Below are 23,227 nucleotides of genomic sequence, written 5' to 3'. Positions count from 1 at the left end.
AATTCGTTCGCTCTCAAAGCGTCAGCGCTCGCCATCGGAGCCTCACCGATTGGATGCCGCCCAGAGGGATGGGATTGCATTGGTGAGGCTCGGTCAACGAAAAAGCGATCTTGCGATCCTGGCCGAGGCAGGGACGGCCTTTGACAGCCTTGTGGGCTTTGAGGAGGCCAAAACACAAATCGGCTACACCGGCGTCCATGTTTACGCCGTATTTGCATCTCGTTGTGTGCACGCCCATTGTCGGACTGTGCTGGAACGGCGATGTGTTCCAGCCTATAATACGGACTCTGAGAGAGAGCGAGCATTCGGAGACCAAAAATGTCTGCGACCGATGGCCGGGCGACGATCCTCTGCATCGACGACGATTTCGAGACCTCTTCTTTGATCGCCGAAGAGCTCGAGGACCGCGGCTTCAAAGTCGTTCTCGCGAGCAGCGGCCAACAGGCATTGTCACTTCTGCCGGACCTTCGGCCAGATCTCGTTCTTTCGGATATCAGCATGCCGTCGATGTCTGGATTCGAAGTGCTGGAAAATTTCGCGCGATCGGCCCCCCATGTCGCGAGAACGCCTTTCGTGTTCTTGACCGCCATGAGCGACCGCGAGACCGAGCTCAAAGGAAGAAGACTCGGCGCCGATGATTATGTTTGCAAACCGATCGACTTCGATCTGCTGCATGCGATCATCGACGCCAGACTGAGAGGCGGCGTGCGATTTTTCGTATCAGAAGCTCCACTGCACGAGCTCAACGAAAGGGAAGTCGAGACTTTGCTGTGGGCGGCGCGCGGCAAGACATCCGACGAGATCGCATCGATCGTGAGCATCACGAAGCGCACTGTCGATTATCATCTAGACAACGCACGAAACAAGCTCGGCGTCGCGACTCGGATCGAGGCGGCGGTCAAAGCCACGCTCGTCGGATTGATCGAGCCTTAGAACGAGATGAAACTGACGCAATCGATAAAATTCCGTATGGTCGTATCCTTGTGGCTCTTGTTCGCTACGATCGCGAGCATCAGCATCTTTGGGTTGGGTCGTCTCGAACGAGTCAATCACGAATGGTCCGACATCCGGGATCGTTGGTTGAAGAGCACACGATATATCGGCGACCTCGACAATTTCACATCGGATTTCCGCGCAGCGGAGGGCGCTTTTCTCATAGCGGCGAGAAACATCGACGCCATCGCCATAGAAAGAGAGATGGAATCTCTCGACGAGGCGATTTCGACAGCTCAGAGAGGATATGAGAGCATCCTTCACGACGAGATCGAATCGGCGGATTATCGACTCTTCGAGAAGAATTGGAAATCATATCATGCTGAAGCGAAGCACACGCTCGAGGTCATGTCGAAGGGAGACAAGGCGGCGGCGGGATATCTCTTCATGTCGGCCTCCAGGGACGCATTTGCTTCGACGAGCGAGGCCCTCGGAAGGATATCCGACCGAACCAACACGCAGGCTCGCCTGGCGAGCGAGCGCTCCGACCACGCCATTCGAGAAGCTCGCGCGTTGATCATCGCCGCCGCCTTTCTCGGCGTGTCTATGGCCCTCGGGATCATGCTTTACGTAACTCGACAGATAACCGACCCTCTATTGGAACTCGCCGCCAGCATGCGGCGTCTGTCGAGGAATGAAACCGATATTCAAATCCGGAGCACCGAGCGACCTGATGAACTCGGAGAAATGGCGCGCTCCGTCGTGGTTTTTCGTGACAATGCGATCGAGCTTCAGGTCAATCAGCAGGCCCTCGCAACCGAAGCCTCCATGCTCGAGGAGAAATTGGAGCATGAGCGGCGTCTGAGCGAAAATCAGCGGAATTTCATCTCGATGGTGTCGCATGAGTTTCGAACGCCAATGACGATCATCGATGGGCATGCTCAGCGTTTGTTGAACGCTCGTCCGGCGCCTCGGGACGACGTGGTTATCGAGCGAGCCAACAAGATTCGCGCCGCCGTGAGACGGATGAGCGTCATGATCGAAGGACTGTTGCAAACCAGTCGTGTGATCGAAAGTCCGAGTCTCTACTTCCATCCGACCGATCTCGACATGTCCGCGGTGCTGAAGGACGTTTGCGATCTGCATCGCGAAATTTCGTCCAACGTCTCAGTGCTCGAAAAATACAGCGATGCAAAACTGCCGTTTTACGGGGACAGGAATCTTATTTGTCAGGTATTCAGCAACTTAATCGGAAATGCGATCAAATACTCCTGTCCTGGAGGCCTGGTGCGAGTTGAGGTCCGCGGCAGGCGGACCGCCTTGCAGGTTTTCGTCACGGATAGCGGAATAGGGATCCCGCGCCATGATGTCGATCGTATCTTTTCGAGATACTATCGGGCAAGCAATGTTTCCAGTATCACGGGCACCGGCGTCGGCCTCTACCTGGCAAAGATAGTCGTGGAATTGCACGGTGGTGTCATTAAAGTGAGAAGCCGTGAGGGAAGAGGCTCGATCTTTTTTGTTTCACTTCCTTTGGAAGCAACTGGGCGAGCGCGATGAATCGTCAGAGAAATCGGCTCAGCGATTGCTGAAACGCCGTCTACGACAAAGCTCTCTGGCGTCCACAGGAATTTCGGCCGACGTCCGTCAGAGGCCTTCCCTCCGGCCTCCCGCTATGCTCGAAATCATTGTATGGACTTGAGTATACCGATGCGTGGCGCAGAGCCGGGCCGCAGGTTTCATCGAGAGGCGCCGGGCTCTACCATGACGCCGCCCGGCCACCGGAGGAACGGTTGAGATACTCTCGATGAACCGCAGGATCGCCCGAATTGTCTTGGCTCTGCTAGTCATCGGCGCGGCCTCGGCGGCCTATTGGTGGTGGCGCAGCCGTACGCCCGCTCTGCCAGCCTATGTCTCGCGAGCGAACGGGCGGTTGGAGATGACGCGCATCGACATCGCCGTCAAATATGCGGGGCGCATCATCGATTTGCCGATCCGTGAGGGCGATATCGTGCGTCCGGGGTCAGTGCTGGCTCGGCAGGATACGGCGGAGATCAAAGCGCAGATCGCCGGCGGCGATGCGCAGCGTCAGCGCGCCATCAGCGCCATAGGACGCGCCGAGGCGGAGCTCGACGTCCGCCGCAACAATCTGCGGCTCGCGGGCCTCGAGATGACCGAGACCGCGACAATGCGCGGCAAGGCGCTCGTCTCGCAGGTCGAGCTCGACCGGCGTCGTATCGCGAAGGATGCGGAAGCCGCCGGCGCCGCCGCCGCCGAGGCCGGCGTGAAAGAAGCCCATAATGCGCTCTCGGAGGCGGAGGCGCAGATCGCGCGATTGAAGGTCATTCTCGACGAGACGACGATACGCGCCCCGGTGAACGGGCGCATCGAATATCGAATCGTGGAGAAGGATGCGGTTCTCCCCTCCGGCGGGAGAATCGCCTCGCTGCTCGAGACGGACGACGTCTATATGACCGTCTTTTTCCCCATGGCCGTGGCGGGCCGGCTGACGATCGGCGATGAGGCGCGCGTCGCCCTGGACGCGTTCGATGGACCGCCTTTGCCGGCGACCATCTCCTTCGTCGCGGCCGAAGCGCAATTCACCCCGAAATATGTGGAGACCGCCAGCGAGCGCGAGAAGCTCGTCTATCGCGTGAAGCTGAGAATTCCGGTCGAGGCCGCCCGTCGTCTCGACGGCAGGCTGAAGGCCGGCATGACCGGCAACGGCTATGTGCGCGTCGACCCGACGGGCCGATGGCCGTCCTCGCTCGCTCTCGGACACGCCAAATGACCGCCGCCGAGGAGACGAAGACGCCGGCCGCGATCCAAATCTCGGGCCTCTACCACGACTATGGCGATGTTCGCGGGCTCGAGAATGTCTCCCTGTCCTTGCCGGCGCGCGCGACGATCGCGATGATCGGCCCGGACGGCGTCGGCAAGTCGACGCTGCTCGGCGTCATCGCGGGGGTGAAGAAGATTCAGGCGGGAGCGGTCCACGTCTTGGGGGCCGATCTGCGCGAGCGACGGGAGAGGGAGGCCTTCCTCCCCCATGTCGCCTTCATGCCGCAGGGGCTCGGCCGCAATCTCTATCCGACGCTGTCCGTCTACGAGAATATCGATTTTTTCGGCCGTCTCTTCGGCCTCGGCGCAGGGCGGCGCGACGCGCGCATTCGCAGGCTGCTGCGGGCGACGGGCCTCGATCCGTTTCCTGACCGCCCCGCGGGAAAGCTCTCGGGCGGCATGAAGCAGAAGCTCGCGCTCTGCTGCGCGCTCGTGCACGATCCGCGGCTCCTGATCCTGGACGAGCCGACGACCGGCGTCGATCCGCTGTCGCGTCGTCAGTTCTGGGAGCTCGTGGATGAGCTGCGCAGCGAGAGCGACCAGATGACGGTGATCGTCGCCACCGCCTATATGGAGGAAGCCGAGCGCTTCGAATATCTGGTGGCGATGGATAACGGCCGCATTCTCATCGCGGACGCCAAGACGGATGTGCTCGCCCGCACGGGCGCGGCGACGGTCGAGAAAGCCTATGTCTCGCTGCTGCCGGAGAGCCGCCGCGCGCAGGCGTCAGGCGTCGAGATTCCGCCCTATCGCGACCCAGGCGGCGCGCCGGCGATCGAAGCGGAGGCGCTGACCCGTCGTTTCGGCGATTTCGTCGCCGTCGACAATGTGAGCTTTCGCATCGGTCGCGGCGAGATATTCGGCTTTCTGGGCTCCAATGGCTGCGGCAAATCGACGACGATGAAAATGCTGACCGGCCTGCTGGACGCCACGAGCGGGACGGCGAAGCTGCTCGGCCGGACGATCGACGCCGGCGATATGCAGACGCGGCTGCGCGTCGGCTATATGTCGCAATCTTTCTCCCTCTACGAAGAATTGACCGTACGACAGAATTTGACGCTGCACGCGCGGCTCTATCGTGTCGGAGGCGATCGCGCGCAGTCGCTCGTCGACGCCGCGCTGATCGATTTCGCGCTCGCGGAACATGCGGACCATTCGCCCGCGTCTCTGCCGCTCGGCATTCGCCAGCGACTTCAGCTCGCCGCCGCCTGCCTGCATTCGCCCGAGGTGCTGATCCTCGACGAGCCGACGTCCGGCGTCGATCCCGGCGCGCGCGACATGTTCTGGCGTCACCTCATCCGCCTCTCGCGCGAGAAGCAGGTGACGATCTTCCTTTCGACGCATTTCATGAACGAGGCGGAGCGCTGCGATCGCATATCGCTGATGCATCGCGGAAAGGTTCTCGCCGTCGGCGCGCCGGACGAGCTGCGGCGCGAGAAGGATGCCGCGACATTGGAGGACGCCTTCATCCTCTATCTCGAGCAGGCGGAAGAGAGCGCATCGGCCGCAGCTCCGCGCCCCGCGCCATCGCCGGGAGAAGCAACGCGGCCCGAGCCGGAGCTGTCCGATCTGTTCGACGATCGCGCGACCGGCTGGGCGGGACGCATTCTCGCCTTTGCGCGTCGCGAGACGATGGAGCTCGCGCGCGATCCGGCCCGCCTCGCCTTCGCGCTGCTCGGCCCGATCGTTCTTCTCCTGGTGTCCGCCTACAGCATTTCCTTCGATGTCGAGAATATACGCTTCACGAATTTCGACAGCGACCAGACCTTCGCCAGCCGGGAATTTCTGCGCGGCTTCGCGGGCTCGCGCTATTTCGTCGAGATGGCGCCTTCGCGCAATCATGCGGAGATGGAGGCGCGTCTGCGCAGCCACGAGGCCCAGCTCGCCATCGAGATTCCACCCTCATTCGGCCGCGACCTCGAAGCCGGCCGACAGCCCGAGGTCGGCTTCTTCATCGATGGAGCCGCGCCTTTCACCGCCTCGAACATTCGCGCCTATGCGACGGGCGTCGTCCTCGAATATGTCAGGAGCCTCGATCGCGCGAGAGCCGCGGCCTCGCTGCCGATCTCCGTCGAGCCTCGCTTCATCTACAATCAGGAGTTCCGCAGCATTTATGCGATCACGCCCGGCGTCGTCATGCTGGCGCTGATCCTGATCCCGACGATGCTGACGGCGCTCGGCGTCGTTCGCGAGAAGGAGATCGGCTCCATCGTCAATCTCTACGCCTCGCCCGCCACGATCGGCGAGTTTCTGGTCGGCAAGCAATTGCCCTATGTCGGCGTGGCGATGGTCTCCTATCTGAGCCTGACGCTCATCACCATCTTCATTCTCCGCGTGCCGCTGCACGGCTCCTTTCTCGCGCTCACGCTCGGCGCGCTGCTCTTCATTCTCGCGGTGACGGCGCTCGGGCTCTTGATATCGGCGTTCGTGCGCTCGCAGGTCGCGGCGATATTCGGCACGGCGATCATCTGCCTCATCCCATCGGTGAATTTCTCCGGGCTGCTCTATCCGATCTCGACGCTCACCGGCGGCGCCTACGCCGTCGGCGTCGGCTTTCCCTCCTCCTGGTTCCAGATCGTGAGCCTCGGCTGCTTCACCAAGGGGCTCGGCCTTTCGAGCTTTGCTCCGAACTACCTCGCGCTCGGCGGCTTCGCGGCGCTGTATCTCATCGGCGCGCGGCTTCTGCTCCGCAAGCAGGAGGCGTAGCAATCCATGGGACGCTGGCTCGTCAATGTCGCTCTGCTCAGCGGGAAGGAGCTCCGCAGCCTGTTGCAAGATGTGACGCTGATGGCGCTCATCGTCTTCGCCTTCACCGCCGCCGTTCAGCTGATGTCCGAAGGCGTGAAGGCCGAAGTCTCGCACGCCTCCGTCGCCATGATGGACGGCGATCATTCGGAATTGTCGCGACGCCTGCGCGACGCGATCCTTCCCCCCTATTTCATCGCGCCCGACGAGATTGCGCGGGACGATGTCGCGGCTGCGATGAACCAGAGCCGCTATATTTTCGTGATCGAGATTCCCCCGCGCTTCGAGGCCGATGTCCTCGCAGGGCGCAAGCCCGCCGTGCAAGTGCTGGTCGACGCCACGGCGATGACGCAGGCCGGCCTCGGCGCCGGCTATCTGAACGAGATTTTCGTCGTCGAGACGCAAAAATTCCTCGGCGCGAGGAGCATAGAGTCGAGCTTGCCGATCCGCGTCGTCAGCCGCATAGAATTCAACCCCAACACCGATTCCTTCTGGTTCACCTCCGTGATGCAGATCGTCGTCAATCTGACCGTTCTGTCGATCATCCTGGTCGGCGCCGCCGTGATCCGCGAGCGCGAGCATGGGACCATCGAGCATCTGCTGGTGATGCCGGTGCGGGCGAGCGAGATCGCCATCGCGAAGATCATGACCAATGGCCTCGTCATTCTCGCGGCGACGATGCTGTCCCTCTGGCTCGTCGTGCAGAAATGGCTGGGCGTGCCGATCGCAGGCTCCATCGGCCTCTTCGCCTTCGGCGCGCTGCTCTATCTCTTCTCCGTCACCTCGCTCGGCATGTGGCTGGCGACGCTCGCTCCGACGATGCCGCAATTCGGCCTGCTCTCTGTCCCGGTCTACGCCATCGCCTACCTCCTCTCGGGCGCAGCGACTCCGGTCGAGAGCATGCCGGAGGCGGTGCAGGGACTGGTGAGATTCGCGCCGACCACGCAATTCGTCTCGATGACGCAGGCGGTCCTCTATCGCAACGCCGGGTTCGACACGGTCTGGCCGCAGATCGCGGTGGTGATCGTCTCGGGGGCGATATTTCTGTCTTTGGCGCTATCGCGCTTCCGCTCCATGCTGGCGAGGCAGGGATGAGGCGCGCCGCCATCCTCATCTCCCTTCTCGTCGCCGGCTGTCGTGAGCTCGACGTCACGCCGCCGTCGCCGACCGTCGTGGCGCCGGCGTCATTCGACGAGACGTCGTCGATCGGCGCGCCCTCCGCTTCGCTCGACCTCGCCCATTGGTGGACCGTCTGGCGCGATCCGCTGCTCGATCGCCTGATCGCCGAGGCGCTCGCCGGCAATCCCGATTTGCGCATTGCGAAGGCGCGCGTCGAGGAAGCGCGCGCCCTGGTCACGGTCGCGGAATCCGCTCTCTATCCGACGCTCGGCGCCGACGCCGGTCTCTGGGAAGCGGATGTGAAATGGCGCAATCCAGTCGTCGATTTCATTCCCGGCAAGGCCCGACGCGTCGACGCCCATATCGGCGGCCTAGCGGCGAGCTGGGAGCCGGATATTTTCGGCGGCCGCAGCTCCAACGCCGAAGCCGCCCGCGCCAACGCCGCCGGAGTCGCGGAGCAATCGAACGGCGCGCGAGTGATCGTCGTCTCGGAGGTGGCCCAAAACTATCAGGACGCCAAAGGGCTGCAGCGGCGGCTTCTGGTTCTCGACCATTCCGTCGAGACTCTCGGCAAGCTTCTTCGCTATGCGGAGGCTCGCTATCAGGCGGGGCAGGCGCTCGCCTATGATGTGACGCTGGTTCGCGAGCGATTGGAAACCCAGCGAAGCAAGCGGCCGGACCTGCTTTCTGCGCTGGAGACGCGCCAACGCCGGCTCGCCGTCTTGACCGGCCGCCCGCCGGAGCCGCCCGTCTCTCTGCCGGCGCCCGGGCCTTTCCTCATCCCGCCGCCTCCGCAAGGCCAGCTCCCGAGCGAGACGCTGGAGCGTCGCCCCGACGTGCGCGCCCGCGTCGATGTCGTGCGCGCTCGCATCGCCAGCCTGACCAGCGCGAAGACGGATCTGCTGCCGCGCTTCCAGATCGAGTTCCTCGGCCAGGACGGCCGGCTGCACTTTCAGGGAATCCCCGGCCTTCAAGGCACGGGCGGCCTGGTCGGCCTCACCGCGCATCTGCCGATCTTCACCGCCGGGCGCATCGAAGCCAATATAGCGGCGAATGACGCGCGCCTCGAAGCGGCGGTCGCCGACTACGACAAATCCGTCCTGCAGGCGCTCGAGGACATCGAGAACGCCTATGGCAGACGACGCGGCCTGGATCGACGCAGCGAGCGTCTCGGCGACGCGCTCGCCGGCGCGAGGCGCAATCATCATATGTCGAAAGGCCTATACGAAGGCGGACGCAAGACTTTCGGAGACGTGCTGAATGCAGAGCTCGACGTGTTCGAGCGCGAGAATGATTTGCTGGAAACCCAGATGGCGCAATCCGCCATGACCATCCAACTCTATCGCGCGCTGGGCGGTGGCTGGTGAGTGTCGCGATCGGCGCCGGCGCCTCGCACGTCCTCCCGTCCGTGACGAAGCTGACGCGACTGCTCCCACCGCGACAGACGCGCGCAATATCGGCGCTCGAGACATCGAGAATTTCGATTGGACGGCGCCGCGGCTCGGACGCGAGCGGATCGCTTAGTTCGGCTTGCCGGAGCGACGTCATAGAGCCTAGCGTGCGTCGCAACGACGACGCTGACCAAGCTCGCGCTCGGTATGATGGGGCGGTTGCATCCAAGCGCTGACGCGCGCCGCCATTCGCTATCGGAGGACATCATGACCAAGCTCCATTTGCTGCCCCCTCGGAACAGTCAGCGAAACTTCATCGACCGGCCAGCGCTCACGAACAATGTCGTGGCCCTCGCCAAATCGGCGAAAGTGTTCGGAATCCAGACCACGATCACGACCGTCGGGATGGAGAGCTTCTCCGGCCATGCCTATCCCGAATTGCTCGCAGTCTTCCCTGAGGCGCCGATCCTCGGCGCCGACGAGATGGGCGTCGATTATGCCTACGCGATGGCGCACAAGGCGCCGGAGCGCGTCTCGCATGGTCCCACTCTCGCGCCAGTCCGAGCCCTCTAGCATGGGCGCGTCCAGCGACTCTCCGGAGATCGCGGCCGAGCATCTTGGCCGCGGCTTGTTGCTCACGCTCGCCGCGGCCACCGGTCTCGCGGTCGCCAATATCTATTACAATCAACCAATGCTCGGTCTGATCGAGGCGTCGCTGGGCCATGGCGCGGCGACGAGCGTTCCGGCTTTGACGCAGCTCGGCTATGCGTCGGGGTTGTTGCTGCTCACGCCGCTGGGCGACGTCACGCGGCGCAAGCCGCTGATCGTCGGGCAATTCGTTCTGCTCGCACTTGCGCTGGTCTTGGCCGGCGCGGCTCCCGATGCGCTGACGCTCGCCATCGCCTCCGCGCTCGTCGGCTTCGCGGCGAGCGTCGCCCAGCAGATCGTTCCACTCACCGCGGAGCTCGCGCGCCCGCAGCGGCGAGGCGCCGCCATCGGCGCAGTGATGTCGGGACTGCTGCTCGGCGTGCTGCTGAGCCGCACGCTCGCGGGCTTCGTCGCCGCGCAATTCGGCTGGCGCTCTATGTTCCTCGCCGCATCCCCGGCGATGCTGCTGGCGGCGCTCGCCCTCCACGCGATTCTCCCCGATGTGCGCGGCGAGCTGCGTCTCACATATCCGGAGCTGATGGGTTCTCTGCGGCATCTCTGGCTCGACCTCCCGGCCCTTCGGCGCGCGGCATTCACGCAAGCTTTGCTGTTCGCGGCGTTTTCCGCCTTCTGGACAGTGTTGGCGCTGCGGCTGGCGGCGCCGCCTCTCGGGCTCGGCGCCGCGGATGCCGGCTTGTTCGGCGTGGTCGGAGCGATAGGCGTCATCGCCGCGCCGCTCGCCGGACGCATGGCCGACGCGCGTGGACCGTCCATGATGGTTCGGCTGGGAGCAGCGCTGGCGCTGGCCTCTTGGGCGGCGATGGGCCTCTGGAGCGATCTTACAGGCCTCGTCGCAGGCGTTTTGGCGCTCGATCTGGCGATGCAGGCGGCGCTTGTTTCCAATCAGCATGTGATCTACGCGCTGCGCGCCGAAGCGCGTGGGCGACTGAACACGCTCTTCATGACGACCATGTTCCTCGGCGGCGCGGCGGGCTCGTTCAGCGCGATGATCGCATGGCGGCTCGGCGAATGGTCGCCGGTCGCCCTCTTGGGCGGGGCATTCAGCGCGGCGGCGCTCACCATTCAGCTTCGCGCTCCGCCGCGCCCGAAAGAAGCAGAAGGCGACTCTCGATGAGCCCCTATCTTCTGCCTTTGGAATCCGCCCCGGATCAGACGTCGCTCAGCCCTTCGGCCGGCAGATCGGCCGCGCCGAGCGCGACGAAGCGATCGAGCAGCCAAGAGGCCGCAGGTCCCGGCGGAGCGTCACGCCGCCAAATGCACGAAAAGCGATAGAGTCCGCTCGGGTGATCCGGCATGGCGAGCCGCACCAGCGCTCCCGCCGCGAGATCGCCCTCGACCATGGCCAGAGGCATATTTCCCCAGCCTACCCCCTCGCGCAGCAGAGCGTGCTTGGCGCCGAGATCGGCAAGACGCCAGGTGCGCGGGCTGATCACCGAGAAATCACGCCCCTCGGTGAAGCGCGAGCGATCGGTCAGCACGAGCTGCGTGTGCTCGCGCCCGGCGCCGGGCGGGATGCGGGCCATGCGCCCGAGAGGATGATCGGGAGCCGCCACCGGCGCCAGCGTCACCGATCCGGCCGCCACGCTCTCTATCCCCTCGACGCCGAGCGCGAGCGGGCCGGAAACGCCGATCATCGCCTCGCCGCCCTGCACCATGGCCGTGATCGCGCCCAGCGCCTCCATATGGAGCCGCAGCTGCACCGTCGGGAATTGCTGCGCGAACTCCCGCAGCACCGTCCCCACCCGCTCCGTCGGCAACATCACATCGACCGCGAGATCGACCTCCGCCTCCAGCCCATCGAGCAGGCCCTTCACCTTGGCGCGCAAATCCTCGACGCCGCGCGAGATCGCCCGCGCCTCCGCCAGCAACGCGCGCCCCGCCACTGTGAGCCGCGGCTTGCGTGTGCCAGCGCGCTCGAACAGCTCTATGCTCAGTTGCGCCTCGAGATTGGCGACGCCGTAGCTGATCACCGACACGGCGCGATTCAGCCGCCGCGCCGCTCCGGCGAAGCTCCCGGCGTCGACAACCGCCAAAAAAATCGCCAGCTGGTCGAGGCTGGGCGCGCCCGGATTGCTCACTTTTCAACTTTCTCGAACAGTTCAACCAAAATTATCCGACTGAACAGAAGAGCGCGCAACCCTTAAATCCGTCTCCATCGACAACGAACGCTCACGCGACGGAGAGTTGCACATGATCGAACTGAGACCCTTCGACAGCCTCGGCGGAGCCGATCACGGCTGGCTCGACGCCAAGCATCATTTCTCATTCGCCGACTATCACGATCCAGAGCGGATGCATTGGGGCAATCTACGCGTCTGGAACGACGACACCATCGCGCCGCACTCGGGCTTCCCGACGCATCCGCATCGCGACATGGAGATCGTCACCTATGTTCGCGAGGGCGCGATCACCCATCAGGACAGTCTCGGCAACAAGGGCCGAACCGAAGCCGGCGATGTGCAGGTGATGAGCGCCGGCTCGGGGGTCGCGCATTCCGAATATAATCTCGAGAACGACACGACGCGAATCTTTCAGATCTGGATTCTGCCGACCGCGCGCGGCGGCGCGCCCGGCTGGGGTTCCCGCCCCTTTCCGAAGGGCGAAAGATCGGGACGCTTCGTCACGCTCGCCTCCGGATACGACAATGACAATGACGCGCTGCCGATCCGCACGGATGCGCGCGTCGTCGCGGCGACGCTCAGAGCCGGCGAGACGGCGGAATATGCGCTCGGCCGCACGCGCAAAGCCTATCTCGTGCCGGCGAGCGGCGCCGTGCAGATCGACGACGTGCGCGTGAACGCCCGCGACGGCGCGGCGATCAGCGATGTCGAGATCCTGCGCGTCACCGCGCTGGAGGACAGTGAGATCGTTCTCGTCGACGCTGCATGACCAGAGGCCGGCGCCCCTCGCGCCGGCCGCCTTCGGAACCATGACGAAAGGATAGAAACTGCGTCCTTCTGGCGTCGGCGGCCACGGCGCAAGAAGTCCTGCCGGAAATCGATATCGGCGAAGCCGCGCGCGCCGAGCGCGCGGCTCCAGGCCTCGACGCGAAAAAGAAGAAGCTGCCCGTCTATCGCGAGCCGACGGGCCAGACGTTCACCTCGATCGACGTCGGCCGCTTTCGTCATACGCCGCTCTTCACCATCGCCGATCTGCTGCAATACAGCCCGGGCATGTCGTTCAAGCAAGGCAATGGCCCGCGTGACGTCACCCTCTCCATTCGCGGCTCCGGCGCGCGCGTCGGCGGCTCGTTGCGCAACATCGTCCTGCTCGAGGACGGCTTCTAGTCCACCGGCTCGTCACGCACGGATTCGAACGACCCGCACGCCTATGCGGCGGTCGACGTCTACCGAGGCCCGTCCTCGAGCCTGTTCGGCAATTGGGCGAATGGCGGCGCCGTCAATTTTCGCACCTATAACGGCGCGGACATCGACGGAGCGCGGACCGGCCATGAGTTCAGCAGCTTCGGCTATGTCAATAATTACGCGCTCATCGGCAAGAAGTCCGGTCCGTTCGACGTGTTTCTCTTCGGCAGCGATGTGCGTGGCGACGGACACATCCTCCACACGCAATACGACACGCAGACGATCAATCTGAAGGCGACCTATGCGCCGACCGACGCCGATCGCATCGTGTTCAAGGGACTCCACAACGAGCTCTACGCCAATCTGCCGGCGCGCGCCGCTGCGATGCGTCCTGGTCAATGCCGCTATGCTGCGCATGCCGCCGCTGTCCAAGGCTCGCTTGCTCTTTGCATTGTCGAATGGAATTCGGCTTCGGATCCGATTTGCATATTTTAGCTCGTCTTTCCGTTCTGGCATAGCTCTCCCGTCGACGCGAGGCGTCGGCTCTATTTGCGAAAGCCCTTACGCTGTTCCCGATGCCTCGGCACAGACTTTCGCCGGACAATTCAACGTGACCGCGAAGCGAAGGCGGCGTCCAAAGGCGTCATAGCGCGTGATGTCGCTCTCGAAGAGTCCGCACGGAGCGGGCGGCTGCGATCGAGAATCAGCGCCTCCGCCTCGGAAACCCGACAGAGCGCAACCATTTCTGGACCGTTTCCAAAGCTTTGACTAGGCTCTGGCGCGTTTTCGAATTTTCGTGGGAGCCGAGCCATGTCCGCCGATTTCTCCGCCCGCGCCGTCGCGCTCGCCGGCGCGTGCGCCGGCGACGTCGAGATTCATTCGGCGATCGCCGAATTTCGGGACCTCATCGGGACGCTCGGCCTCGCCCATTCCGTCTGCGGCGCCTGGACCGGCGTTTCGACGCATCGCGTCCACCGTTTCTTCTTCAACGATTGGCCGGAAGATTGGCTCGCGCTCTACAATGAGAAGCAGATATTCGCCGACGATCCTTTCGTCGAGGAGGCGCGGCGCTCCATGACGCTCTATCTGTGGAGCGAGGTGGAGAAGCGCCGCCCGCTGACGCCGCGCGCGCAAGCGGTCTATGACATTGGCCGCGCCTATGGATGGCGCGAGGTCGTCGGCGTGCCGATCCACGGCCCCATGGGCTATCAGGGCCTCGTTTCGCTCGCCTCATTCGATACGGCGACCTTCTCGCCGCAGGAGCGCGCCTGCCTCGATCTCATGTCCCGCGCCCTTCACGAGCGCTGCCGCAGGGAGATCGGTTTCGGCCTCGTCTCGGAGGACATGCCGAAGCTCACCGCGCGGGAGATCGAATGCATGCAATGGGTGGCCGTCGGCAAGACCGATTGGGAGATCGCCCAAGTGCTCGGCATTTCGCGCTCGACGGCCCATTTCCACGTAGAGGGCGCGAAGAAGAAGCTCGGCTCGACCTCGCGGTCCGAATGCGTGACGCGCCTCGCGCTCTACGGACTCCTCTGACGAGGCCCGCCAGACGAGGAGGCTCGGCCGATGAGCGAACCTGGCTGAACGGCGAGGTTTCGAATCGTGGCGTCTCGGCTACGTACGGGCTCCTGCATTCGGGGGCTCGCGATGACACATTCCGTCGAAAGCGGCCGGGCCGTCGCCCGGCTCGCCATTCTGTCGGCCGCTCTGTCCGCCACCGGCGCGCTGGCCGCCGATGTGGAGGTGACAGCGAACGCCGCGAGCCTCGCGCTGGACGGAAATACCGGCTCGACCGCCCATGTCGCCGCCGGCGTGACGCTCGGACCGCCGCCGTTTCCCGGCGGGCCGGCGGTCACTGCGACGCTGCGACCCTGGACGCTCGTCAATGACGGGAAGCTGTCGGGCGCCAACACGGTCACGTTCAAAAAGGGCGGCGAGGTCGACAACGCCGCCGGCGCGACGATCGCCTCGACGACGAGCGCCATCGTGCTCGGCGTGGCGGGAGTCGGGGGCGCCGGCGTCGTCGTCAATGCCGGCTCGATAACGGGCGGAGGCGGCCCCGATATCGTGCTGCTCTTTGGCGGCGGCTCGGTGACCAATCTCGCGGGCGGCTCCATCACGACGACCAATGGCAATAACGCCGTCGCCATCAGCGGCGGCGCGTCGCGCGTGGTGACCAACAATGGCGTGATCTCCAATACAGGCGCGTCCTCCTTCGCCACCGGCGTTTACGTCGCAGGCGGCGCGAGCGCGATCGTCAACGGCGCGGGCGCCTCGATATTCGGCAGCTATAATGGGATCTATTCCAGCGCCAGCGCGCCGCTCTCCCTCACCAACGCGGGCGCGATCTCGTCGGCGCGCGGTCCGGCTGTCGAAGGCGCCGGCGGCGGCTCGATCGTCAATTCCGGCTCGATCGAATCGGCGGCGGGCTCCGGCCGTGCGGCCCTGCTCTTCACGGGCGCGGGCTCCGTGACCAATTCCGGGACCATCCGCTCCACCGGCAGCGGCGTCGCCATCGCCTTCTCCGGCGCCGCGGCCCATACGTTGACGCTCGCGACCGGCTCGACGATCGCCGGGGCCGTGAATGGCGGAACGGGGACCGATGCGCTCGCGCTGCAAGGCTCCGGAGCGCAGGATATTTCCCAATTCTCCGGCTTCGAGACGCTCTCCATGCAAGGCGCCGCCTGGACGCTGACGGGGACCGGCGCATTTTCGAGCGGCGTGACGCTGCAGAGCGGCCTCACCCGCGTCGACGGGCGGCTCGCGAGCCCGTCGGTCGAGGTGCAGAGCGGCGCGACTTTGACGGGCGCGGGCGTCGTCGCCGGCGCGGTCGCCAATTCCGGCGCCGTGCGGGTGGACAGCGGACAATTCACCATCGACGGAAACTATGTGCAGCGACCGGGCTCGACGCTCGCCGTCGGCGTGACGCCCGCCTCGAGCGGCCTTCTCTCGGTGACCGGCGCCGCGCGGATCGACGGCGGCGCGGTGCGCGCGCTGGCGGCGAGCGGAGATTATGGGCCGAACGCCTCCTACACGATTCTGACCGCCGTGGGCGGGCGCTCCGGCGTTTTCGACGAGGCGACCACCGATCTCGCCTTCTACAGTCCGTCGCTGAGCTATGACGCGAACAACGTCTATCTGAAGCTCGTGCGCAACAGCGTCGATTTCTCGAGCGTCGGCGGCACGCTCGATCAGATCGCCGCAGGCCGAGCGCTGGAGCTCGCCGGCCTCGCGCATCCGATCGTCGCGCCGGCGCTGCTGCTGACCGCGGCGGAGGCGAGGGCCGCCTTCGACGGGCTCTCGGGCGAGATCCATTCGAGCCTGCGCGCCCTGCTCGTCGATGAGAGCCGGACGCTGCGCGACACGGTGCTCGAGCGGCAGCGACAGGCGGTCGCCGGCTCGACCGTCCCCGTCTTCACGGTCTGGGCCCATGGCTTTGGCGATTGGGCGCGCCTCGGCGGCGACGGCAACGCCGCGACCGCGCGCATGAGCACGGCCGGAGGCCTCGCCGGCGTCGATGTGGCGCTCGGCGATTCGCGACTGGGCGGCGCCGCCGGCGGCGGACACAGCGCGGCGCGCGTCGACGCCCGCGCCTCGAGCGGCGACATGGAGTCCGCTCATGTGGCCGTTTATGGCGACACGCGCGCCGGCGATCTCGGCTTGCGAGTCGGCGGCGCCTATTCGCATCACGATGTGACGACGATGCGCCGGATCGCTTTCCGCGGCTTCGCCGACGCCCCTCACGCCGATTATGGCGCGCATACGGCGCAGGCCTTCGGCGAGGCCTCCTATCGCGGCTTGTTCCGCGGCTTCTGGCCGTTGCTCGAGGGGGCGGAGACCTTCGCCGGCGTGGCTCATGTGAGGGTGGCGAGCGATGGGTTTCGGGAGAGCGGCGGGTCCGCGGCCCTGACCGTCGCCGGAGCGCAGACCGCCACGACCTTCTCCTCCATCGGCGTCCGAGCGAGGACCTCCGCATGGACGATCGGAGCCGCGGCGGTCTCCGCCAGAGCGTCCGTCGCCTGGAGCCACGCTTTCGACCGCATCGTTCCGACGACCGGAATGTCCCTCGTTCCTGGATCCGCGCCGGTCTTCGTCGCTGGCGCGCCGCTCGCGGTCGACGCGCTGCTGATCGAGGCGGGGCTCGACGCCGCCGTCGCGCCCAATGCGCTCGCCTCGCTCGTCTATTCGTCCCGTCTCGCCTCCGGCGCGGAAGCTCATGCGCTGATTGGGCGCTTCCTCTGGCAGTTCTGAGAACGAATCGCCGATCTGGCTCTGCTTCACTCTCGGTGCGAAGCGACCGGTTCCGTGAGACGCTCGGCGTCTCTTCCCGAGCGCCGACGGAGGCGACGACCGCCGAATCGTCTTACTGGCGCTTTCGGCGCAGAATCGACCTCGAGGACATAGAGGCGCGAGCGCTGGATCGATGTGAAAAGGGCGCCGCGGCTACGGCGCCCCATAGTCTCAGAATTGAAAATTCACCGAGCCGATGAAAGTGCGCGGCGCGCCGTAATAGGCGAACATCCACCCGTCGCTCCGCTCGAAATATTTCGTGTCGGAGAGATTCTTGACATTGAAGCGGAACGTCACCTTGTGATTGTCGATGAGCGTCCGATAGGACGTCATCATGTCGAATTTCACATAGGCGGGCATTTTCCACGTATTGTCGTCGGCGCCCCAGCGCTCGTCGGAGGCATAGGCGCCGAAGCCGAGCTCCCATCCTTCCGGCCGTCCGGGCGCCGTGTCCCATTTCGCCCATATGTTGCCGACATGCGGCGCGACGCTGTTGAAGCGATGGCCCTTATTGCCATTGTTGTTGTCGTCGACGATCTTGGCCACATCGAATGTGTAGCTGGCGATCACGCTGAGATTTTCGGTGACCTTGCCGGCGACGTCGAATTCGACGCCGCGGCTGTTCACGACGCCGACCGGCTGCGAGAAGCCCGGATTGATAGGATCGGCCTTGACGATATTCGTCTTGGTGAGATCGAACAAGGTAACGCTCGCCGTCAGATCGCCGTCGAGCCAGGCTGATTTGACGCCAGCCTCCCATTGGAACGCTTCTTCGGGGGCAAAGACCTTTCCGCTCGCGTCGACGCCATTGTTCGCGCCGAAAGAGCGCACATAGCCGCCGAATACCGAAATATTGTCCGTGACCTTGAACAGCGCAGCGGCGCGCGGAGACAGTTTCGGCTTGTCGGAATAAGTGTTCAGCGGATAGCCGGTGCAGCCCGGAAAGCAGTCCGCCATGACCGCGCCATAGACCGCCGCGCTAGAGACAACCGCCTTGTCCCAGCGGCCGCCGAGCAGAATTTGCAGGCGATCGTCGAACAGCGATATCTGGTCCTGGGCGTAGACGCCGAAATCCTGCTGACGCGAACGCCATTGGACGTTGCTACGCGCCGAATCGGCGAGATTGTGCAAAAGCCCGGTGAAATTGCCATAGACCGGCGCGTAGATGTTGAGCGGAGCGACCGGCAGGGCGAAGCCGTAGACTCCGACCCAGTCGTCCTGATATTTGTACCAATCGAGGCCGACGAGCGTCTTGTGACGGATCGGGCCGGTCATGATCTCGCCGGTCAGATCGAGATTGGTCGAGAGAATATTGCGGGTCAGCGGACTGTTATGGAAGGTTCGCGTGATATTGGCGCCGTCGAATCCGGCCCAATTGCCGATGCCGGTCTGATTCTCCCGATCGTCCACGATGTGAAAGCGATTCTTCAGCTTCCAGTTCTCGTCGATCTTATAGGTCCAGTCGAAGCCATAGAGCGTCCGCCGCACCACATAAGGGAAATCATTCCATATTCCGGGATCGGCGACCGAAAAATGACGCGGCAGATTGATCGGATAATTGACGACGCCCTGAACGATGTTGACCGGGACCGTTCCTGATCCGTCCGGCGACGTCTGCTTCTTCTGATAATGCTCGAATTGCAGATTGAACTCGAAATTCTGCGTCGGCCGGAAGGTGAGGAACAGCGCCGCGGCGCCATTGTCGCGGTGATCGAAATCGGTGAAGCTGTCCGCGTGATCGTAGACGCCCATCACGCGATAGAGCACGGTCTTCTCGGCGTCGACGGCGCCGGTGATGTCGGCGCTCGTGCGCGCGAGGCCCCAATTGCCGAGCTGCTGCGTGATCTCCGCCTTGAATTCCTCCTGCGGGCGCTTGGTGACGACATTGACGAAGCCGCCGGGCTCGATGCGTCCGTAGAGGACCGAGCCTGGACCTTTGACAATCTCGACGCGCTCGGTGAAGGCGATCTCCTCGCCGCCGATCATGCCTTCGAGCTTCAGGCCGTCGCGCCAGGTCACGCCATTGCCGCTGGTGAAGCCGCGAATGAGATATTGATCATAATATGTGCCGGTGGACGCCTGCACGCCGGAGACGTTCTTGACCGCCTCCATCGTGTCGAGCGCCTGCTTGTCCACGATCACTTCGCGCGGGACGATCTGCACGGCGACGGGCGTGTTCAAGAGCGGCGTGTCGGTCTTGGAGCCTCCGAAGGAGGTCGTGCGCCGATAGCCGCTTTCCTTGGCGGGCGCGGCGACGCTGGTCTGCGTTCCTGTCGCCGGGCCGCCGCCGGCGATATCGATCGTGGGCAGGGCCTCTTGCGCCGAGGCGGATGCGGATAGCAGCGAGATGAGGAGCGCGCAGGCGGAAACGCCGCACGACAATTGGAGGCGAGGCATGAAAATCTCCTGAAAGCGGTCTTGTGCCGCTCGGTTCGGGTCGAGACGCGGACCGCCGCGAGGCGGCGTGACGAATCAGCCGAACGCGGGAGGCGCCTGCGCCGTCCAGGAGCTGCCCCAGCCGCTCGCGCCGAGGACGGGGGCGATGGCAGGAAGCCCTGCTTCGACGTCGGCGTTCTGCGCGCCGACGGAGACCGGCGCGCCGGCGCCGAGGTCTGGAAACAATCCATCGCCGGCGCAGGAGAGGCCCGGACAAAAGCGGCAGGATTGCGAATGATCCCGATGCTCCGAAGCGCGGCCATTCGCGCTATCGACGCTGCAGGCCTCGCCGAGATCGACCGAGATCCCGCCATCCGCTCCGGCATGCGCGCGCGTGTCGGCGACGATAGCGATGATGGGCGGCAGCGCGAGAAAAAGGGCGAGGAGGCCGAGCGCGAGCATTCGCCACAAAGGCGCGCGACGCAAATCTCTAATCCGCTCGGCCTTCATGAATTTTCCGCATCACGAACATAGAATCGCCGAGTGTTCGTTCCTTTGGCTCTGTCGAAACGACACTCGGCCAGCCGAACCTAAGTGGCGAAAGTCGTGGAAACCTCATAAATTGAAAAAAAGGCCACAAGGCGCACTGTCTGTTGCATAAAAGCCACAGTTTCGATCCTCGATTTCGGCCAGTTTGGGAGGCGCGGGGCCGGATGCTCGGCCGGGTTCGTTCGAGGAGCGGCGTCGATGCGTATCTTGCTGGTGGAGGATCATGCGCCTTTGGCGCGGGAAGTGGCCTCGAAGGTCGAGCGCGCCGGCTATGGCGTCGATCATGTGGGCACGATCGAGGGGGCGATCCAGGCGCTCGACGACTGCCGCTATTCGGTCGCGCTGCTGGATCGTCGGTTGCCCGACGGCGACGCGATCGCCATCATCCCACGCATTCGCGAGAAGCAGCCAGAGATCCGCATCATGATGCTGACGGCGCTCGACGCTGTCGACGCCCGCATCGACGGTTTGGAGGCAGGCGCGGATGATTATCTCACCAAGCCATTCAACCTCGACGAGCTGGTCGCGCGCATTCGCGTCCAGCTCCGCGGGCAGGGCAGGACAGCGCTGCGCCCGGTCGAGATCGGAGCGCTGTCTTTCGATCTCGATCAGCGCGTCGTCTCCATCCGCGGCGCGGAGGCGCTGCTGACGCGCCAGGAGCTGCTGCTGCTGGAGGCGCTGGTGAGGAGCGCCAATCGCGTCGTCTCGCGGGAGGCGCTCTATGCGCAGCTCTACGGCCGCGGGATGGAGGTTCAGGAGCATGCGCTGACCTCGTTGGTCTCGCGGCTTCGCGCCCGTCTCGCCGAGCTCGACGCGGGCGTCGAAATCCGTTCTGCCCGCTCGCTCGGCTATCGCATCAAGGAGTCGCGCGGCGCCGCAGAGGATGATTCGTGACGCCGCCGCCCTCGCTCGTTCGTCGCACGGTCGGCTATCTCCTTCTCTCGCAGCTCCTCGCCTATCTCGTCGGCTGGGCAATTCCGATTATTCTCGGCGTGCTGGAGATCGGTCAATATTCGATGTCCTTCGACGAGCTGGCGAGCTTTCGTGCGAATATGCTGATCCAGTCGTCGCTCGTGCGCGACGCGGATGGAATCGTTCGAATCGATCCAGAGCCCAAGCTTGCGGAAGAAATGCGGCGAAACCCACGATTCAAATTCGCCGCCTTCGATTTTATCACCGGGGCGCCGATTCCCGGCTCGTCGCCCGCGCTCGTCGCGCCGCTCGCGAAGATCATCGACATCAGCTCCGAGCACGCGCATTTCGTTCTGCCCGGCGATCCGCGCACGCCGGCTCTCGGCTTCATGTCGACGAGCTGGACGCGCTACGGCAAGATGCATCTGGCGCACTATTGCCTGCAAGTCCGCCCGATCGACGTGCTGCTCCAGACGGTGGCCAATTTCGAATGGGTCTGGACCTATGTCGCCGCTGCTCTGGTGGCCTCGACCGCAGCCGCCTGGATCGCCGTGCGACAGGGATTGCAGCCGCTTCGCGCGACGGTCAGCGAAGCAGCGCAGATCGACATGGATTCGCTCGGCTCGCGCCTCGGGACCAATGCGGTTCCGACCGAGATCACGCCGCTGGTCGACGCCGTCAACGAGGCGCTCTCGCGTCTCGCGGCGGGAGTCGCACGGCAGCGCCTCTTCACGGCCAACGCCGCGCATGAGCTGCGCACGCCGCTCGCAATCATGCGCGCGCGGCTCGAGAATGCGCGGGAAACCGCGCTCAACAACGAGCTTCTGGTCGACGCCGGCCGGTTGCGCTCCATCGTCGAGCAAATGCTGATCGCCGCGCGCGTCGCGGAAGGCCAAGTGTCCCTCGAGCAGGAGGTCGATCTCTGCGAGGCGACGCGCGAGATCGTCACCAATATGCTGCCGCTGGCCATGGACTGCGACCGATTCATCGAGTTCGAGGCGAGCGATGCGCCCGTGATCGTTCGCGGAAATCGGCGTGCGATCGAATCGGTCGTCGCGAATCTCCTCGACAATGCGCTGCGCGCCGAGCCGCGCGACGGCGCCGTGATATTAAACGTGGACGCCGATGCGATCGTCAGCGTGATCGATCACGGGGAAGGCGTGCCGCTCGAAGATCGCGAGGCGATTTTCGAGCCCTTTTGGCGCAAGAACGAGGCGACGCCGGGCTCTGGCCTCGGCCTCGCCATAGCGCGCGAGCTGATGGACAAGCTCCAGGGCCGCATCTGGGTCGAGGACACGCCGGGCGGCGGCGCGACCTTCCGCTTGTCTCTGCCAAAAGCGCGCTAGAGGGCGCCGTCGATGGGAGAGAGGCATGCGGGCTCGATCGGAAGAGCGATCTTTCCGTAGCGAACGCGAGCCGACGCATCAACCCGTCGCCTTGCGCGCACGCGCCGCCTTCGACTTCCGTTCCGGGACCGACTGACAGTTTGATGTCCTTTCGCATCCCCCTTCGAGTGCATGGAAGGCGCAACCTCGACAATCGGCTCCCCGGAAAGCGACGAAGACCCTTATAATCTGCGACAAAGCCCCAATTACTCGTCCTGCAGGCGATAGCCGATGCCGGGCTCGGTCAAAATGAGCTTTGGCGCGCTCGGATCCTCCTCGATCTTTTGGCGCAACTGCCCAACGTAGACCCGCACGAATTGCGTGTCTGTCACCGCGGCGCCCCAGCCCGCAGCCAACAATTGCTTGTGCGTGACAACTTGGCCCGCGTGTTGCGCGAGAGTCCGCAACAGATCGTACTCCTTGCGCGTGAGAGTGAGCTTGACCTCTTCTCCGTAGACGGTGACGCGCCGCTTGATGAAGTCGGTCCCTTAGGTTGGAGCTTCCACCCAAATTGAGGAAGACCCACCGAGAGCGAAGCAGATCCGAGTTAAGGGCAACGGGACACTCGTTCAGCGCCAGCCCGCCGATCCAAGCGCTCGTCGAGCACCTGATGCGCGAAGCGAACACATAGAGCGTCTTCGAGCGGGCGTCCATTTCGGCGTATTGCGAGCCCGTGCGACCTGGGACGCGGCGTCAGATCGCCGTCGAT

General features: G+C 64.4%; 17 protein-coding genes and 2 pseudogenes. 14 read left to right on the top strand and 5 right to left on the bottom strand.

What is annotated here, in order from left to right; translation table 11 throughout:
* Positions 1-318 precede the first annotated feature (318 nt).
* From VIF40_RS10570 to VIF40_RS10535, 8 genes and pseudogenes are all read left to right on the top strand, one after another.
* Positions 319-933, top strand: coding sequence for a response regulator transcription factor (locus VIF40_RS10570; RefSeq protein ID WP_331937476.1), 615 nt, complete (start codon positions 319-321; stop codon positions 931-933).
* 6 nt (positions 934-939) lie between these two features.
* Entirely contained in the window at positions 940-2,493 is a 1,554-nt protein-coding gene (locus VIF40_RS10565; RefSeq protein ID WP_331937475.1) for a sensor histidine kinase, read from the top strand.
* 274 nt (positions 2,494-2,767) lie between these two features.
* Entirely contained in the window at positions 2,768-3,724 is a 957-nt protein-coding gene (locus tag VIF40_RS10560) for an HlyD family secretion protein (protein WP_331937474.1), read from the top strand.
* The gene (gene rbbA, locus VIF40_RS10555; protein ID WP_331937473.1) at positions 3,721-6,480 is read left to right on the top strand and encodes a ribosome-associated ATPase/putative transporter RbbA; all 2,760 of its coding nucleotides are present in this window, start codon (positions 3,721-3,723) and stop codon (positions 6,478-6,480) included. Before VIF40_RS10560 ends, rbbA begins: the two co-directional genes overlap by 4 nt.
* Positions 6,481-6,486: 6 nt before the next feature.
* Positions 6,487-7,614 (top strand): ABC transporter permease, encoded by a 1,128-nt coding sequence (locus VIF40_RS10550; RefSeq protein ID WP_331937472.1) that lies wholly within the window; start codon positions 6,487-6,489, stop codon positions 7,612-7,614.
* Complete coding sequence (locus tag VIF40_RS10545) at positions 7,611-9,005, top strand: TolC family protein (RefSeq protein ID WP_331937471.1); 1,395 nt, start codon at positions 7,611-7,613, stop codon at positions 9,003-9,005. Before VIF40_RS10550 ends, VIF40_RS10545 begins: the two co-directional genes overlap by 4 nt.
* 291 nt (positions 9,006-9,296) lie before the next feature.
* Positions 9,297-9,515: pseudogene (locus tag VIF40_RS10540) on the top strand (hydrolase); the annotation flags it as partial.
* A gap of 88 nt (positions 9,516-9,603) precedes the next feature.
* On the top strand, positions 9,604-10,812 hold the full coding sequence (locus VIF40_RS10535) for an MFS transporter (protein ID WP_331937469.1): 1,209 nt from the start codon (positions 9,604-9,606) through the stop codon (positions 10,810-10,812).
* Positions 10,813-10,846: 34 nt separating this feature from the next.
* Here VIF40_RS10535 and VIF40_RS10530 read toward each other — a convergent pair whose 3' ends face one another.
* The gene (locus tag VIF40_RS10530; protein ID WP_331937468.1) at positions 10,847-11,776 is read right to left on the bottom strand and encodes a LysR family transcriptional regulator; all 930 of its coding nucleotides are present in this window, start codon (positions 11,774-11,776) and stop codon (positions 10,847-10,849) included.
* A gap of 112 nt (positions 11,777-11,888) precedes the next feature.
* On the opposite strand from VIF40_RS10530, the gene VIF40_RS10525 reads away from it, so the two are divergent.
* Both VIF40_RS10525 and VIF40_RS10520 read left to right on the top strand, forming a co-directional pair.
* Positions 11,889-12,587, top strand: a complete 699-nt coding sequence (locus VIF40_RS10525; RefSeq protein ID WP_331937467.1) for a pirin family protein — start codon at positions 11,889-11,891, stop codon at positions 12,585-12,587.
* A 68-nt stretch (positions 12,588-12,655) separates the two neighbouring features.
* On the top strand, positions 12,656-12,985 hold the full coding sequence (locus VIF40_RS10520) for a Plug domain-containing protein (protein WP_331937543.1): 330 nt from the start codon (positions 12,656-12,658) through the stop codon (positions 12,983-12,985).
* A gap of 12 nt (positions 12,986-12,997) precedes the next feature.
* On the opposite strand, the gene VIF40_RS10515 is transcribed toward VIF40_RS10520, so the two are convergent.
* Positions 12,998-13,420: a hypothetical protein gene (locus VIF40_RS10515; protein WP_331937466.1), complete on the bottom strand. Its 423-nt coding sequence runs from the start codon at positions 13,418-13,420 to the stop codon at positions 12,998-13,000.
* A gap of 393 nt (positions 13,421-13,813) precedes the next feature.
* Here VIF40_RS10515 and VIF40_RS10510 point away from each other — a divergent pair, with 393 nt between their 5' ends.
* Positions 13,814-14,542: a LuxR family transcriptional regulator gene (locus VIF40_RS10510; protein WP_331937465.1), complete on the top strand. Its 729-nt coding sequence runs from the start codon at positions 13,814-13,816 to the stop codon at positions 14,540-14,542.
* 111 nt (positions 14,543-14,653) lie between these two features.
* Entirely contained in the window at positions 14,654-17,257 is a 2,604-nt protein-coding gene (locus tag VIF40_RS10505; RefSeq protein WP_331937464.1) for an autotransporter outer membrane beta-barrel domain-containing protein, read from the top strand.
* A 210-nt stretch (positions 17,258-17,467) separates the two neighbouring features.
* Here VIF40_RS10505 and VIF40_RS10500 read toward each other — a convergent pair whose 3' ends face one another.
* Both VIF40_RS10500 and VIF40_RS10495 read right to left on the bottom strand, forming a co-directional pair.
* Positions 17,468-19,693: a TonB-dependent siderophore receptor gene (locus VIF40_RS10500; RefSeq protein ID WP_331937463.1), complete on the bottom strand. Its 2,226-nt coding sequence runs from the start codon at positions 19,691-19,693 to the stop codon at positions 17,468-17,470.
* Positions 19,694-19,768: 75 nt separating this feature from the next.
* Entirely contained in the window at positions 19,769-20,158 is a 390-nt protein-coding gene (locus tag VIF40_RS10495; RefSeq protein WP_331937462.1) for a hypothetical protein, read from the bottom strand.
* Positions 20,159-20,419: 261 nt separating this feature from the next.
* Between VIF40_RS10495 and VIF40_RS10490 the strand changes: the two genes are divergently transcribed.
* Together VIF40_RS10490 and VIF40_RS10485 are read left to right on the top strand one after the other, a co-directional pair.
* Positions 20,420-21,115, top strand: a complete 696-nt coding sequence (locus VIF40_RS10490) for a response regulator transcription factor (RefSeq protein WP_331937461.1) — start codon at positions 20,420-20,422, stop codon at positions 21,113-21,115.
* Entirely contained in the window at positions 21,112-22,479 is a 1,368-nt protein-coding gene (locus VIF40_RS10485) for a HAMP domain-containing sensor histidine kinase (protein ID WP_331937460.1), read from the top strand. Before VIF40_RS10490 ends, VIF40_RS10485 begins: the two co-directional genes overlap by 4 nt.
* A 245-nt stretch (positions 22,480-22,724) precedes the next feature.
* Here the strand turns inward: VIF40_RS10485 and VIF40_RS10480 are convergent.
* Positions 22,725-23,000 (bottom strand): annotated as a pseudogene (locus VIF40_RS10480) (winged helix-turn-helix domain-containing protein); the annotation flags it as partial.
* Positions 23,001-23,227: the final 227 nt, after the last annotated feature.

This window comes from Methylosinus sp., assembly GCF_036560965.1.
Lineage (GTDB): Bacteria > Pseudomonadota > Alphaproteobacteria > Rhizobiales > Beijerinckiaceae > Methylosinus.
The sequence above is the reverse complement of the archived record's forward strand: the minus strand, read 5'-3'. Positions and strand labels throughout refer to the sequence as shown.

Bases quoted from the DNA above. Each gene is read 5' to 3' on its own strand.
- VIF40_RS10550 (WP_331937472.1), top strand. From the start codon at position 6,487: ATGGGACGCTGGCTCGTCAATGTCGCTCTGCTCAGCGGGAAGGAGCTC.
- VIF40_RS10510 (WP_331937465.1), top strand. From the start codon at position 13,814: ATGTCCGCCGATTTCTCCGCCCGCGCCGTCGCGCTCGCCGGCGCGTGC.
- VIF40_RS10500 (WP_331937463.1), bottom strand. From the start codon at position 19,693: ATGCCTCGCCTCCAATTGTCGTGCGGCGTTTCCGCCTGCGCGCTCCTC.
- VIF40_RS10490 (WP_331937461.1), top strand. From the start codon at position 20,420: ATGCGTATCTTGCTGGTGGAGGATCATGCGCCTTTGGCGCGGGAAGTG.
- VIF40_RS10515 (WP_331937466.1), bottom strand. From the start codon at position 13,420: ATGCGCAGCATAGCGGCATTGACCAGGACGCATCGCAGCGGCGCGCGC.
- VIF40_RS10505 (WP_331937464.1), top strand. From the start codon at position 14,654: ATGACACATTCCGTCGAAAGCGGCCGGGCCGTCGCCCGGCTCGCCATT.
- rbbA (WP_331937473.1), top strand. From the start codon at position 3,721: ATGACCGCCGCCGAGGAGACGAAGACGCCGGCCGCGATCCAAATCTCG.
- VIF40_RS10570 (WP_331937476.1), top strand. From the start codon at position 319: ATGTCTGCGACCGATGGCCGGGCGACGATCCTCTGCATCGACGACGAT.
- VIF40_RS10525 (WP_331937467.1), top strand. From the start codon at position 11,889: ATGATCGAACTGAGACCCTTCGACAGCCTCGGCGGAGCCGATCACGGC.
- VIF40_RS10545 (WP_331937471.1), top strand. From the start codon at position 7,611: ATGAGGCGCGCCGCCATCCTCATCTCCCTTCTCGTCGCCGGCTGTCGT.
- VIF40_RS10535 (WP_331937469.1), top strand. From the start codon at position 9,604: ATGGGCGCGTCCAGCGACTCTCCGGAGATCGCGGCCGAGCATCTTGGC.
- VIF40_RS10565 (WP_331937475.1), top strand. From the start codon at position 940: ATGAAACTGACGCAATCGATAAAATTCCGTATGGTCGTATCCTTGTGG.